This window comes from Actinoplanes subtropicus (assembly GCF_000721705.1).
Classification (GTDB): domain Bacteria; phylum Actinomycetota; class Actinomycetes; order Mycobacteriales; family Micromonosporaceae; genus Actinoplanes; species Actinoplanes subtropicus.
Genome location: NZ_JOJL01000020.1, coordinates 353566 through 367032, shown reverse-complemented (window position 1 = coordinate 367032; position 13467 = coordinate 353566). Strand labels below are relative to the sequence as shown.

The window sequence follows — 13467 nt, the reverse complement described above, 5'->3', positions numbered from 1 at the left end:
CGCGCTGTGGTCAATGGCCGTCTCATATCCTAGTAATCCTAGGGGATATACTGACGCCATCGCGCACCCTGAGGAGGCCCGAATGACCGCGCTCGCCGTCGCCCACCCCCGGCCGGTACACCTGCGGCCCGTACCCGACCTGCCGCCGGAGCCCCCGGTGACCGTGACCATCAGCATCGCCGGCGGCGCGGCCCCCGGCCGCGACCGCGTCCTCGCCGCCCTGCGCGACCTGGTGGACCTGGCCGGGGCCGAGGTGGCGGTCGAGGTCGAGGGCGGCCTCCGGCTCGACCCGAACGCCCGCACCGCGGCCCGCGACGGGCGCCGGCTCGACCTGAGCCGGCTCGAGTTCGACCTGCTGCTGTTCCTCGCCCGGCACCCGCGGCAGGTGTTCAGCCGCAGCCAGTTGCTGTCCCAGGTGTGGGGGCACACGCACACCACCAACCGCACGGTCGACGTGCACGTCAGCCGGCTGCGCACCAAGCTCGACGACCCGGACGTGGTGACCACGGTCTACGGCCTCGGCTACCGGCTGGCCGACGAGGCCGCGGTGACGGTGGTCTGATGCGTACGAGGACGGTGGCGGTGGTGGGTGGCGGCTGCGCGGGCGTGCTGGCCACCCGGGAACTGCTGCGATGTAGCGACGACCGGGTCGTCATGATCGAGCCCGACGAGCCGGGCGGCGGGCTGGCCTACGGGTCGGCCCGCCCGTGGCATCTGCTCAACTCGCGGGCGGGGGCGATGAGCGCCGATCCGGACGACCCCGGGCATTTCGCCCGGTGGGCCGATGTCTCGCCCGAATCGTTTGCGCCTCGCTCGGTTTACGGCTCGTATCTGCGGGACGTGTTCCATCGGGCGGCCGCTGGTGGCGGGGATCGCCTGTCGGTTGTTCGCGACCGCGCGGTGCGCGTGGGCTCCACCCGGATTTATACTGAAAAATCCGGGCAGATCGCGGTGGACGAGGTCGTGGTGGCCACCGGCAACCCGGCGGCCGCCCAGCCGGTGACCGTGGCGGGACACCCCGACTACATCGCCGACCCGTGGCGGCCGGGCGCGCTCGAGGCGATCCCCGCCGACGCGCCGGTGCTTCTGGTCGGCGCCGGGCTCACCGCCGTCGACGTGGTACTCACGCTGACCGCCGACGGCAACCGGGACGCCCCGATCACGGCCGTCAGCCGGCGCGGTCAGCTCCCGCTGACGCATGTCTCTTCGCCGGCGCCGGTGACCGATTTGTCCCTGGCGGAGCCACGCACGCTGCGCGATCTCGTCCGCCGGGTGCGCACGGCCGCCGCCGAGGCCGGTGACTGGCGCGCGGTCGTGGACGGCCTGCGCCCGAGCATCGACCGGCTGTGGGGCAACCTCACCGCGGCCGAGCAGGAGGCCTTCCTCCGTCACCTGGCCCGGCCCTGGGAGTGTCACCGGCACCGGATGGCCCCGTCGGTCGGCGCCCGGGTCGCCACGCTGCGCGAGGAGGGTCGACTCGAGGTCCGCTCCGGCGGCATCCGGGCGATCACCGCGCCGCCGGCCGGCGGCCTGCTCGTCGAGCTGGAGGCCGGGGTGCAGTGGTTCGGCGCGGTGGTCAACTGCGCCGGCCCGGGCCGCCTGCCCGCCGCGGCCGGGTCGTTCGCGCGGAGCCTGCTGGCCGACGGCCACGCCCGGCTCGGCCCGCACGGCCTCGGCCTGGACATCGACGCCGACGGCCGGCTGGTCGGCGCCGACGGGACGGTCCGCGAGCATCTGTGGCTGATCGGCCCGCTGCGCCGCGGCGCCCGCTGGGAGACCACCGCGGTACCGGAGATTCGCACGCAAGCCCGTGCATTGATCGACAGGCTGGGATATTCATCCCAGCTCGGTCATATGGCTACGATATGACGAGCCGTTTGTGCAGGTCAGCCCTGTATTGATCACTGTCTCGGCAATATTCGCCCCGGATTGTGTTCATATTTAGAACTGTCGATACTGCGAGAGCACAGTACGCCCCTCACCCCCCATGGGAGGAACAAGTGCTCACCCGGAAGCTGCGCCGACCGATCGTCGGCCTGGCCGCCTGCGTGCTCGTCGGCACCGCGTTCGTCGCGACACCCGCGTCGGCCGCCCCCTCGGCCGGCGACCCCTCGTTCGCGCCCTCCGCGCTCGCCTCGAAGCTCGACAGCCAGTTCGGCAGCCGCACGGCCGGCTCGTACCTCGACGCGACCGGCAAGGTCGTGGTCGACGTCACCGACGCCGCCACGGCCCGCGCCGTGACCGCCGCCGGCGCCACCCCGCGCTTCGTCGCCCACACCGGCACCGAACTGGCGGCCGCGCGCGACAGCCTGACCGCGAACCTCAAGACGCCCGGCACCGCGTTCGCCGTCGACCCGACCACCAACCAGATCGTGGTCAGCGTCGACAGCACGGTCACCGGCGCCAAGCTCGCCGCGGTCAAGGCCACCGTCGCCAAGCTCGGCGACAAGGCCCGCCTCGAGTCGCTCCCCGGCAGCCTGAGCGTCAAGATCTCTGGCGGCGACGCCATCTACACCAGCAGCGCGCGGTGCTCGCTCGGCTTCAACGTCCGCAGCGGCTCGACGTACTACTTCCTGACCGCCGGGCACTGCACCAACATCGGTTCCACGTGGACGAACGGCTCCTCGACGCTGGGCACCCGCGCGGGCACCAGCTTCCCGGGCAACGACTACGGCATCGTCCGCTACACCAACACGTCGATCACCATCTCCGGCTCGGTCGGCTCGCAGGACATCACCTCGGCCGGCACCCCGGCGGTCGGCGCCACGGTCTACCGCCGCGGCTCCACCACCGGCACGCACTCCGGCCGGGTCACCGCGCTGAACAGCACGGTGAACTACTCCGAGGGCACCGTCTCCGGCCTGATCCGTACCACGGTCTGCGCCGAGCCGGGCGACAGCGGCGGCCCGCTCTACTCCGGCACGACGGCCCTGGGCCTGACCTCCGGCGGCAGCGGCAACTGCTCCTCCGGCGGCGTCACGTACTTCCAGCCGGTGACGGAACCGCTGGGCGTCTACGGCGTCTCGGTCTTCTGATCCCTTCGCGACTGAACGGCCTCGCTCCGGCGGGGCCGTTCAGCCGTTGTCGGACCTCTCCTCGCCGCGCCGCCTCAGCATCCGCAGGCCGGGGATGCCGGCGATGGCCAGCCGCAGGTCCTCGGTGACCTCGAGCAGCTTGTGCAGGTCGGGGCCGACCTGGTCGAGCTTGGCCAGCAGCGGCATCACGTCGTCGATCAGGTGCTCGCGCAGCCGCGGGAGCTCGTCGACCATCCGGATCGCGGCGGTGACCTCCTCCGGGGACAACTCGTCGACGAATTGCGCCGCGAGCGGGGCGGCCTTGCGCAGCGTCCCGGCGTACCCCTCGAGAAGTTGATGGGCGTTTGCCGCGGTCGACTCGGCCTGCCGGACCACGGCGGTGGCCTCCGCGGTGATCTCGCCGGCCGTGACGATCACGCCCTCCGCGGCGCCGCTGATCGTCGACGCCTGCGCGACCACCCCCGAAGCCGCCTCGCTGATCGTCGACGCCTGGGCGACGACTCCCGAGGCCGCCGCGCTGATCCCCTGGGCCTCGGTCACCACGACGGCCGCCGCGGTCGTGATGGCTCGCGCCTCCACCACCGTCGCCTCGGCGTCGGTGGCCACCGCGCCGACCCGGCGGATCAGTGACTCGGCCTCGTCGGCCAGCACGGTGATCCGGCTGACCAGCAGCTCGGTCTGGCCGAGCACGGCCACCGCCCGCATCGGGATGGTCACCGCGGCCGCGGCCGTCTCCACCACCTGGCCGATCGTGGCGCGGGCGAGATCGGCGAGCTCGGCGGGCGACACCAGCTTCAGACGCATGCCCCCATTCTGCGCCCATCCGGCCACGGAGGGTCTGCCCTGCCGGTCACGTGCCGTGAGCGAAGCTGTTCCATGCGTCGAAAGTCTCTGTCAATCTCCTATGCAGCCGGTCCCGGGACGGGCATCGGCGGCGCGGACGCGGCAATATGTCCGGGTGCGTACTCGAACCTGGATCTTGACGGTGGCGGCTGTGGGGGTCCTGGGAGGTGCCGGATTGGTCGGCCTGGGGATGCGCGACGACTCCGGTGGCGGCGGCCTGCCGTCGGCCGGGGCCTTTCGCGATCAGGCGGCGGCCGGTCCGGCGTCCCCGGCGCCGACCGGGCCGAGCCCCGAGGAACTGGCCGCCCAGCAACGCGCCGAACGATCGAAGGCGCTCGACACCGCGCTGCAGAAGTTCGCGGCCACGGTCCCCGAGTTCTCGGTGGCCGTGCTCGACAAGAAGACCGGCGCGAAGTATTCGTTCCGCGGCACCGAGAAGTACGAGACCGCGAGCGTGGTCAAGGTGCAGGTGCTCGCCTGCCTGCTGCTGACCGCGCAGGACAACGACCGCGACCTGAGCTCGACCGAGCTGGCGCTGGCGAAGCGGATGATCCGGCTCAGCGACAACGACGCCACCACTTCGCTGTTCGCCCGGCTCGGCAAGGCGCCCGCGATCAACAAGTGCAACGAGCGGCTCGGCCTGACCCAGACCACGGTCAACGGCGCCTGGGGTCTCACCAGGACCACCGTCGACGACCAGGTGCGGCTGCTCGCCCAGCTGGTCGACGCCAAGGGCCCGCTCGACGAGGACTCGCGCGAGCTGGCGCACACGCTGATGAGCACGGTCGACGACGAGCAGGACTGGGGTGTGCCGGCGGCCGCTCTGGCCGGCGAGGACTTCACCGTGAAGAACGGCTGGCTGCCCCGCTCGACCGAGAGCAACCGCTGGATCATCAACTCGGTGGGCCGGATCACAGACGACGACACCGACGTCTCGATCGCGGTGCTGTCCCACGGTCATGCGTCCATGTCGGGCGGGATCAATGTGGTGGAAAAGGCCGCAAAACTGACCAGGCAGTACCTGAAGTACTGAGACTTAAGAATCTTCTGGCAACGTTTTTGGGGTCTCACCCCGTCTCCATTCGTAGTAGTCTCCATCGACCCAACCTGGCCGCGAGGCCCGTCACCCCTCGGTTGAGTGAGTCATGCTTCAGCGACGCACGGTGATTCTCGGTGCTGTCGGCACGGCCGCGGGCCTGGCCGCCGCCGGCTGCTCCCACGCGGGCAAGACCGGCGCGAGCGGGGCCAGCGAGTGGCACGCCGCCGGCGACCCCGTGTCCGGGTCGCCCTCCGCCTCCGCCGCCGCGGTCACGCTGACCGTGAGCCCGGCCGCGGGCAAGTCCGACGTGTCGCCGCTCGACCCGGTCGAGGTCAGCGTCGCGGGCGGCACCCTGCAGTCGGTGACGGTCGCCGCGGGGTCGAAGAAGGTTGCCGGCGAGCTGCAGTCCGACGGGTCGTGGAAGTCGACCGACACGATGACGTACGGGAAGACGTACACGGTGACCGCGTCCATCAAGGACAGCGCCGGCGCGACCGTGCAGAAGAAGTCGACCTTCACCACGCTGAAGCCGAAATCGATCGCGAACATCACGTTCCAGGCGAACGGCCTGAGCGTTCTCAACTCCGGCGGTACGTACGGGGTCGGCCAGCCGGTCATCGTCGCGTTCAGCAAGTCGATCAGTGACAAGGCCGCGGCGGAGAAGGCGATCGAGGTCGAGACGACTCCCTCGGTCGCCGGCAAGTTCCACTGGATCTCCAACTCGACCGTGCACTGGCGGCCGGAGAAGTACTGGGCCAAGGGCACCAAGATCAAGGTGTCGGTCAACGGGCTCGGCACGCACTTCGGCAACGGCGTCTACGGCTCGGCCAACCGGTCGGCCAGCTTCACCATCGGCCGGTCCCTGATCGCGATCGCCGACAACAACACGCACCGCTGCAAGGTCTACGTCGACGGCGCGATGGTGCGCGACATGGCCTGCAGCACCGGCCGCGGCGGCTACACCACGATCGCGAACGGCAAGCAGATCCACTTCTGGACGCAGAACGGCCCGCACGTGGTGCTGTCCAAGGAGATGGTGCACAGCATGAGCTCGGCCAGCTACGGGCTGACCGACAAGAACAACCCGTTCTACTACGACCCGGAGGACGTGAAGTTCTGCACCCGGATCACGTATTCGGGGGAGTTCCTGCACGCGGCGCCGTGGAACCACCAGCTCGGCCGGGCCAACATCTCGCACGGCTGCATCAACCTGGGCGAGGCCGACGCCGAGTGGGTCTACCACACCTTCATGATCGGCGACGTGGTCCAGGTCAACCACAGCCCGAAACCGCTGCCGCTCACCGATGGCCTGGGCGACTGGACGATCTCGTACGACAAGTACGGCAACTGACCGTCACGAGTTGCCGGGCATGAGCTCCACGACGACGGGATAGTGGTCCGAGGCGTACTCGATCTCGCCGCCGCGCAGGACCCGGACCTCGCGCACCCGCGGAACCACCGCCGGGGTGCCGAAGACGTAGTCGAGGCGCATCGGGCCGAACGCGTCGCCGACGCCCCCGCCGGTCGGCACCGTCGTCCCCGGGCCGATGCCGGCCAGCCGCCACAGATCGATCAGGCCGGCCCGGTCGAGCGCATCGATCGCCCGCGGATCGGACCTGTCCTCGGCCGGGTCGGGATCGTCGGCCGGGCTGCACGAGTTCAGGTCGCCGGCGATCAGCACCTGGCCGCGCCGCCGGTACCGGGCCGCCAGCCAGGTCGCCTCGCGATACCGCCGGTACGCGGACCTCGGGTCGAGGTGGGTGCTGACCACGGTGAGCGGCCCGACCCGCACCGCCGCGGCCGCGTGGTGCAGCCGCCAGGTCACCGACCGGGCCCGCTCGATCCGCCGTGGCCGGCGCACCAGCACCGCGACGGCCTGCCCGAAGACCGACGGCGCGAGGTGCGCCGTCATGCCCAGCGAGTCAGCCAGCATCCCGATGCGTCGCCGGTCGAAGCCGCGCAGCTCCTGCAGGGCCAGCAGGTCGGGCGCCTCCCGCTCGACCACCTTGGCGATGGTCTCCAGCCGGTCGCCCCCGCCGTTCAGGATGTTCCAGGTCAGCAGTCGCATGGTGAGTGACCTCCGCGTTCGGGCGGACCGTCCACCACAGCACCGACAGCCAGCACGCGGCGAGCAGGACCGCGCCGAGCACGTCCGTCGGGTGGTGCATGCCACGGTACATCCGGGAGATGGCCACGCCGGCCGGCATCACGATCACCGGGACGAAGAAGAGCCAGCGCCACCAGCGCTCGATCCGGCCGTACGCGATCAGCGCGATCGCCGTCCACAGGCAGATCGTGGCGGCGATGTGCCCGGACGGGAACGACGACGTGGGCAGCGTGCCGTCCAGGTGCTCGGCGGCCGGGCGCGGGCGGCCGGTCGCGGCGGCGCTCGCCAGGAACAGGGTGAGCTCGCCGAACATGGCCAGCACGACGAACAGCACCGGCCGCCACTGCCGCCACACGGCCAGCGCGATCGGGCAGAAGACCAGCGAGATCGCCAGGATCGCGTGGGTGTCGCCGGCCTTGCTCCAGTACCAGCTGAGCCTGTCCAGCCGCGGCGTGCGGAACGTCTGCAGCCAGCGCGGGAAGGCGTCGTCGAAGGCCGGCGTGTGGTGGGTGACCAGGTAGCCGAGGAAGTAGAGCACGCCGAACGTGAACACCCAGCCGACCAGGATCTCGGCGCCCTTCGCCCACGGGTGCGGCAGGATCGCCCGCTCGTCCGGCGCGGGCTCCAGGTCGGCGGCGGCCTCCGGCTCGAGCCCCTCCTCCAGCGGCGCGGGCCGCCGGCCGATCTCGCGGCGCCAGACCCGGAAGGCGTACGCGGTGACGCTGATCCAGGCCAGCCCGAGCAGCCAGCCGGCGAGCACGTCGGAGAGGTAGTGCACGCCCAGCGCGATGCGGCTCAGCCCGATCGCGAGGACCAGCAGCGCGATCGCCGCGACGAACCAGGCCCGCCACCGGTTCCGGACCAGCGCGAGGAAGACCAGGGTGAGCGCGCCGTAGACGATCGTCGAGCCGAGCGTGTGCCCACTCGGGAAGCTGTTGCCGTGCCCGTACGCGATCGGGTCGGCCACCACCGGCCGCACCCGGCCGACCAGCGCCTTCAGCGACGGGTCGAGCAGCGCCGCGCCGAGCCCGGTGACCGCGAGGTAGATCGCCAGCCGGGTCCGCCGCCGGATCAGCAGCAGCACGACCACCACGACGGTCAGCGGCCACAGCCAGCCCGGGCCGCCGGCCGTGGAGACCGCCTTGAGCGCGGCGACGGCCGCCGGATGCGGCGCGACCAGCTCGTTGAGGCGGTTGGCCAGCGAGGCGTCGAGGCGCAGCATGGGCCGCCAGTGGAAACGCACGAGCAGCAGCAGGGTGCCGAAGCCCAGCCCGGCGGCGACCACCGCGACCAGGCCCAGCACACTGCGTTCGGCGAAATGCCAGCGGGCTCTCTTCTCGGCGACGTTCACGCCGCGAAGGTTCCCGCGTTGCCCGGATTTCAATCGTGCGCGCCGGGTCAGGCCTCGGAGGGCGACGTGGCGCGGCGCTTCGTGATCCAGGAGACGGTCTGGTTGACCACCAGAATCAGGACCACGGCGGCGACCACGCCCTCCCACGGCTGCGGGAAGATCGAGCCGCCCGCGACCCCGATGCTCGCGTAGACGCCCGACCACAGCGCGCAGGCCGGCAGGTTGGCGACCACGAACGTCCGCCACGGCAGGCCCACGAACGCCGCCGCGAGCAGCACCGGCACCCGGCCGCCCGGGATCAGGCGGGACACCAGCAGGACCGGGATCTGGGACTTCTCCAGGCGGGCCTTCACCGACCCCAGGTGCTCCTCGTCGCGCAGCCAGCGCAGGCGGCGGGCCAGCTGCTCGCCGCCGATCCGGCACATGCCGTACATCACCAGGTCGCCGCAGTACGCGCCGGCCGCGCCGAACAGGACGACCAGGACGATCGTGATCGGGTGGTGCTCGTGGAAGGCCAGCGCGGCGGCGCCGCTGACCGCGGCGCCGGTGGGGACGATCGGGATGATGGCGCCGAACGCGACCACCGCGAACAGCCAGGCGAGCGCGCCGAGGTACGACATCATGCGCCGCGCCCCACGGTCAGCGTCTCGCCCTGCGCCAGCACGCGGACCCGGGCGTCGGGGGCGGCCCGCGCGGCCAGCTCGGCGAAGCGGCGGCCGGGCTGCTCGAACATCTGCGCGCGGACCCGGGCCATGCCGATCGGCCACAGCGTGCCGTAGTGGATCGGGACGGCCCAGGCGGACTTGACCCGGCGCAGCGCCTCGGCGGCGTCGGCCGCGTCGAGGTGGCCGTGCGAGCCGAGGGTGGGGCCCCAGCCGCCGACCGGGATCAGGGCCAGGTCGAGCGGGCCGATCTCGCCCATCTCGTCGAAGAGACCGGTGTCGCCCGCGCACCAGGTGCGGGCGGCGCCCTCGATCACGAAGCCGATCGCCAGGGCGCGCTCGCGGGACCACGGGCCGCGGCCGCCGTCGTGCGCGGCGGGGACGGCCCGGACCCGGACCGCGCCGACCGCGGTGTCTTCGCCGGGGGCCAGCTCGACGCAGCGGGACGCATACGCGGGACCGAGGGTCTTGGCCACGAAGGCCTTGGCGCCGCGCGGGACGATCAGGGTGGGGGCGCCCGGCACCAGCCGGAGCGAGGCGAGGTGGAAGTGGTCGGCGTGCAGGTGGGAGAGCAGTACGGCGTCGGGCGGGCCGGGCAGCGCCGGAGCCGGGCCGGCCATCCGCCGCAGGTGGGCGACGCGGTCGGTGAGCACCGGATCGGTGAGCAGGGTGGCCCCCGAGTCGGCGAGCCACACGGTGCTGTGGCCCCACCAGGTCACCGCGGTCGCGCTCACCCGTTCACGGTACAGAGCCGCTTCAGCGCGCGGCCGCACAGGCGCGCGTACGTGTGCTGGAAGGCGACCGCGAACGGGCCGCCCAGCCGCATCAGGGTGCGGGCGGGCCGGCTGTACGCGACAACGGTGAACCACACGCGATCCCGGTCGTCATGCTCGACGATGAAGGCCTCCTCACCCGAGGCTTGATGACCGGGCAATGTCCCGTACGCAAATCCGGTCCTTTTTCCAGATTTTTCGGTCCAAATCACCTCGCACGGTACGCGAAGCGGGCCGAACCCGAGGGTGAGCGGTAGTCCAGGGACGGCGGACGAGGCGGCGACCACGCGAGCGCCGGTGGCCCGATGCATCCGGAAGCCGAGCACGGCGTCCCCGGCGCGCTCATACAGGTCGGCGCCCGATCCGAGCGGCGCCCGGTAGAACAGGTGCCGGAAACCGGGCGGCAGCGTGCCGGTCCGCGTCGCGCCCACCGGGGCGTACGTCAATTCACTCACCCATTCATGATTCCCCGGGTCGCCGGGACGCCCGGACTCGGGCACACTGACGGCGTGACAGGTCCCCGCAGCGCGGTCGTGGTCAACCCCGCCAAGGCGCCCGCCGACCTGCGCGCCGACGTCGAGCGGCGCCTGGCCGAGGCGGGCTGGCCGAAACCCTCCTGGCACGAGACCACCCCCGAGGACCCGGGCCGCGGCCAGGCCAGGGAGGCCAAGGAGGCGGGCGCCGAGCTGATCTTCGTGTGCGGCGGCGACGGCACGGTGATGGGCGTGGTCACCGCGCTGGCCGGCACCGACGTGGCGCTGGCCGTGCTGCCGGCCGGCACCGGGAACCTGCTCGCCGCCAACCTGGGCATGAACGGCGATCCGATGACCGGCGTGCAGGTGGCGCTGGAGGGCGGCCGCCGCCGGATCGACGTGGGCGTGGCCGGCGACCAGTGCTTCGCGGTGATGGCCGGGATGGGCTTCGACGCGCAGATGCTGGCCGGCACCTCGGAACGGGCGAAGAAACGGTGGGGCTGGCTCGCGTACGTGATCGGTGGTTTCAAGCATTTGCGCGACCGGCCGATGCGCGCCCGGATCGTCCTGGACGGCGGCCCGCCGATGCCGCGCCGCCCGCGCACCGTGATCGTCGGCAACGTCGGCCGGCTGCAGGGTGGGGTGCGCCTGCTCAGCCAGGCCGACCCGGCCGACGGCAAGCTCGACGTGGCCATCCTCAGCCCGAACACGCTCGGGCACTGGGCCGGCCTGGCCTGGGCGGTGCTGCGCCGCCGCGAGCGGGTGCCGCTGATGGAGACGTACACCGCCGAGCGCGTGGAGATCTTCACCCGCCGCACCGAGCCGCGCCAGCTCGACGGCGATCTGATCGAGCCCGGCCGCAGCCTGAAGATCACCATCAAGCCCCGGGCGCTTCTGCTCTGCGTGCCACTTCCGGACAGCGATCCCGATTTGGCGTACGACGTGAAGGCCGCGGCCCGCCGGGCTTCGTCGTGAGTTCCACGGAGCCGGTTCCGGAAACGCGGGACATGAGCGGGGACGAACTCTCCGCCGACGACGCCCTGCTCGCCCTGCGCCGCTACGGGGGCTGGCCGCTGGTGCGCGACGCGTTCATCCGGTTCCGCTACGGCGACGGCTTCAGCCACGCCCGCGCGTTCGCCTTCCAGCTCTGCCTGGCCGTGGTCCCCTTCATGATCGCCTTTGCCGGGCTGGCGGCCGATCTCGGCGCCCGGACGGCGGGCCAGGTGCTCACCGACACGATCGGCGCGATCACCCCGGGCGCGAGCGAGCAGCTCGTCCGCGAACTGCTCGCGGACAGCGCCCGCAGTCGAAACGCCGGCGAACTCGCCCTGGCGCTCGGACTGATCACCGGCCTGGTCGCACTGACCACGGCGATGGCCCAGATCGAGCGCGGCGCCAACCGGATCTACGGCGTGGAGCGCGACCGCCCGGCGCTCGAGAAGTACACCCGCGCCGCGATCCTCACGCTCGTCGCCGGGCTGCCCGCGCTCTTCGGCTTCCTGCTGCTGGTGGCCGGCCACGCGTTCGACGAGTCGGCCGAGCGGCACCTGGACTGGGCCCGCCACCTGCACGTGCTCTGGGACGTCCTGCGCTGGCCGCTGAGCCTCGGGCTGATCGTGGTCGCCGTCGGCCTGCTGTACAAGTGGTCGCCCCGACGCCGCCAGCCGGGCCTGTCCTGGCTGCTGTTCGGCGCGGTGGTGACCACGGTGCTGTGGTGGGCGGCGAGCCTGCTGCTGGCCGCGTACGTGCGGGTGAGCGGCGGGTTCGGCGCGACGTACGGACCGCTGACCGCGATCATCGCGCTGCTGCTGTGGGCGAACCTCACCGGCATCGCGATCTTCCTGGGGCTGGCGTTCGCGGCCCAGTTGGAGGCGCGGCGGGTAGGCGTGCGGCGACCGGCCAAACAGGACAGCTGGAAGCCGGGACGACCGGTACCGCCGCAACGGGCGCGCCCCGAGCAGCGCCGGGGGGTGCGGCGCGGTCCATAGGGCCGGATGATGGTCTGATGCTCGCGCCGATGGAGGCCGTCCGGCTGCTGCTCGCGCTGCGCCACCGCGGCCAGGCCGAGGACCTGCCCGCGGTGCTCAGCCAGGCCGCGCCGCTGCTGGACGCCGAGTCGGCCGGGGTGCTGCTCATCGACTACGGCCAGGTGAGCCTCTGCCCGCTGCACGGCACCCCGCCGGACACGGTCGCGGCGATCCCGGTCGAGGGCACGACGGCCGGCCTGGCGTTCACCACCGCCCGGGAGACGTGGCAGGCGGACGCGGACGGCGACGGGGGGCGGCTCTGGCAGCCGCTGTTGCACGGCGCCGAACGGCTGGGCGTGCTGGAGATGCGCCGCCGGGCGTACCCGTCCGAGGCGGACCGCCGCGACCTCGACTTGATCGCCGCGCTGGTGGCCGAGCTGATCGCCAGCCGGCGCTTCTACGGCGACGCGGTCGAGCACACCCGGCGACGCCTGCCCATGCAGGTGGCCGCCGAGATCATCTGGAACCAGCTGCCGCCGCTGACGCTCGCGGTCGACGGGACCGTGCTGACCGCGGTGCTCGAGCCCTGCTACGACGTCGGCGGCGACGCCTTCGACTACGCGGCGAACGGGAACCGGCTGCACGTGGGCCTGTTCGACACGGTCGGCCACGGGATCGCCGCCAGCGCGGTGACCACGCTGACCCTGAACACGTACCGCAACGCCCGCCGGTCCGGGCTTTCGCTCGCCGACACGTACCGCTCGATCGACAAGTGGATCCGCGCGCAGTACCCGGGCAGTTTCGTCACCGCGGTGCTGGCCGAACTGGACACCGCCACCGGCGAGTACCACCGGATCAGCGCCGGTCATCCGGCCGAACTGCTCCTGCGCGACGGCGGTCTGCGGCCGGCGCTGCCCACGCCGACCGCGCTGCCGCTGGGGCTCGGGCACATGCTGAATCGCGCGCCGCGGGTGGCGGAACTGGCCTTGCGGCCCGGCGACACGATCGTCTTCTACACCGACGGGATCACCGAGGCCCGGGACGGCACGGGCGCGCTCTTCGGCCCGGACCGGCTCGCCGCCTTCATGCTGGAGACGATCGGGCGGGGGACGCCGGCGCCGGAGGTCATGCGGCGGCTGGTGCACACCATCATCGCGTACGAGAACGGTGAGCTGCGCGACGACGCCACCGCCGCCATGCTGCAGTGGCGGCACTGA

The 13467-nt window shown here is 72.2% G+C and carries 14 protein-coding genes; 8 read left to right on the top strand and 6 right to left on the bottom strand.

Going from position 1 to position 13467, the window contains the following annotated elements; all coding sequences use genetic code 11:
- Positions 1-82 precede the first annotated feature (82 nt).
- The 3 genes from IH26_RS0126950 (at position 83) to IH26_RS0126940 (ending at position 3035) form a co-directional block, all read left to right on the top strand.
- Positions 83-562, top strand: coding sequence for a winged helix-turn-helix domain-containing protein (locus IH26_RS0126950; RefSeq protein ID WP_030439036.1), 480 nt, complete (start codon positions 83-85; stop codon positions 560-562).
- A complete protein-coding gene (locus tag IH26_RS0126945) occupies positions 562-1869 on the top strand; it encodes an FAD/NAD(P)-binding protein (RefSeq protein WP_051808535.1) in 1308 nt (435 codons plus the stop codon). The genes IH26_RS0126950 and IH26_RS0126945 overlap by 1 nt, the downstream gene beginning before the upstream one ends.
- A gap of 131 nt (positions 1870-2000) precedes the next feature.
- Entirely contained in the window at positions 2001-3035 is a 1035-nt protein-coding gene (locus tag IH26_RS0126940) for a S1 family peptidase (protein WP_030439034.1), read from the top strand.
- A 39-nt stretch (positions 3036-3074) separates the two neighbouring features.
- Here the strand turns inward: IH26_RS0126940 and IH26_RS0126935 are convergent, their stop codons facing one another.
- Complete coding sequence (locus IH26_RS0126935) at positions 3075-3839, bottom strand: hypothetical protein (RefSeq protein ID WP_030439033.1); 765 nt, start codon at positions 3837-3839, stop codon at positions 3075-3077.
- 190 nt (positions 3840-4029) lie between these two features.
- Here IH26_RS0126935 and IH26_RS0126930 point away from each other — a divergent pair, with 190 nt between their 5' ends.
- On the top strand, positions 4030-4911 hold the full coding sequence (locus IH26_RS0126930; protein WP_245665530.1) for a serine hydrolase: 882 nt from the start codon (positions 4030-4032) through the stop codon (positions 4909-4911).
- 112 nt (positions 4912-5023) lie between these two features.
- Positions 5024-6268, top strand: a complete 1245-nt coding sequence (locus IH26_RS0126925; protein WP_030439031.1) for a L,D-transpeptidase — start codon at positions 5024-5026, stop codon at positions 6266-6268.
- Between the two features lie 3 nt (positions 6269-6271).
- Here the strand turns inward: IH26_RS0126925 and IH26_RS0126920 are convergent, their stop codons facing one another.
- The 5 genes from IH26_RS0126920 to IH26_RS0126900 are packed head-to-tail and all read right to left on the bottom strand — an operon-like array spanning position 6272 to position 10265.
- On the bottom strand, positions 6272-6922 hold the full coding sequence (locus tag IH26_RS0126920) for an endonuclease/exonuclease/phosphatase family protein (RefSeq protein ID WP_030439030.1): 651 nt from the start codon (positions 6920-6922) through the stop codon (positions 6272-6274).
- A complete protein-coding gene (locus tag IH26_RS58310) occupies positions 6840-8375 on the bottom strand; it encodes a phosphatase PAP2 family protein (protein ID WP_030439029.1) in 1536 nt (511 codons plus the stop codon). The genes IH26_RS0126920 and IH26_RS58310 overlap by 83 nt, the downstream gene beginning before the upstream one ends.
- 47 nt (positions 8376-8422) lie before the next feature.
- A complete protein-coding gene (locus IH26_RS0126910) occupies positions 8423-8998 on the bottom strand; it encodes a DedA family protein (protein ID WP_030439028.1) in 576 nt (191 codons plus the stop codon).
- Complete coding sequence (locus tag IH26_RS0126905) at positions 8995-9771, bottom strand: MBL fold metallo-hydrolase (RefSeq protein ID WP_030439027.1); 777 nt, start codon at positions 9769-9771, stop codon at positions 8995-8997. Before IH26_RS0126905 ends, IH26_RS0126910 begins: the two co-directional genes overlap by 4 nt.
- Entirely contained in the window at positions 9768-10265 is a 498-nt protein-coding gene (locus IH26_RS0126900) for a DUF1990 domain-containing protein (RefSeq protein WP_030439026.1), read from the bottom strand. Before IH26_RS0126900 ends, IH26_RS0126905 begins: the two co-directional genes overlap by 4 nt.
- Positions 10266-10271: 6 nt before the next feature.
- On the opposite strand from IH26_RS0126900, the gene IH26_RS0126895 reads away from it, so the two are divergent.
- Genes IH26_RS0126895 through IH26_RS0126885 form a run of 3 tightly spaced genes read left to right on the top strand, consistent with a single transcriptional unit; the run spans position 10272 to position 13467 of the window.
- Entirely contained in the window at positions 10272-11258 is a 987-nt protein-coding gene (locus IH26_RS0126895) for a diacylglycerol/lipid kinase family protein (protein ID WP_051808534.1), read from the top strand.
- Positions 11259-11290: 32 nt separating this feature from the next.
- Entirely contained in the window at positions 11291-12271 is a 981-nt protein-coding gene (locus tag IH26_RS0126890) for a YihY/virulence factor BrkB family protein (protein ID WP_245665528.1), read from the top strand.
- 17 nt (positions 12272-12288) lie between these two features.
- Entirely contained in the window at positions 12289-13467 is a 1179-nt protein-coding gene (locus IH26_RS0126885; protein WP_030439023.1) for a PP2C family protein-serine/threonine phosphatase, read from the top strand.

What these genes read in the sequence shown, in the direction of transcription:
- IH26_RS0126950 (WP_030439036.1), top strand. Translation starts at nt 83, where the DNA reads ATGACCGCGCTCGCCGTCGCCCACCCCCGGCCGGTACACCTGCGGCCC.
- IH26_RS0126945 (WP_051808535.1), top strand. Translation starts at nt 562, where the DNA reads ATGCGTACGAGGACGGTGGCGGTGGTGGGTGGCGGCTGCGCGGGCGTG.
- IH26_RS0126935 (WP_030439033.1), bottom strand. Translation starts at nt 3,839, where the DNA reads ATGCGTCTGAAGCTGGTGTCGCCCGCCGAGCTCGCCGATCTCGCCCGC.
- IH26_RS0126925 (WP_030439031.1), top strand. Translation starts at nt 5,024, where the DNA reads ATGCTTCAGCGACGCACGGTGATTCTCGGTGCTGTCGGCACGGCCGCG.
- IH26_RS0126910 (WP_030439028.1), bottom strand. Translation starts at nt 8,998, where the DNA reads ATGATGTCGTACCTCGGCGCGCTCGCCTGGCTGTTCGCGGTGGTCGCG.
- IH26_RS0126895 (WP_051808534.1), top strand. Translation starts at nt 10,272, where the DNA reads ATGATTCCCCGGGTCGCCGGGACGCCCGGACTCGGGCACACTGACGGC.
- IH26_RS0126890 (WP_245665528.1), top strand. Translation starts at nt 11,291, where the DNA reads ATGAGCGGGGACGAACTCTCCGCCGACGACGCCCTGCTCGCCCTGCGC.
- IH26_RS0126885 (WP_030439023.1), top strand. Translation starts at nt 12,289, where the DNA reads ATGCTCGCGCCGATGGAGGCCGTCCGGCTGCTGCTCGCGCTGCGCCAC.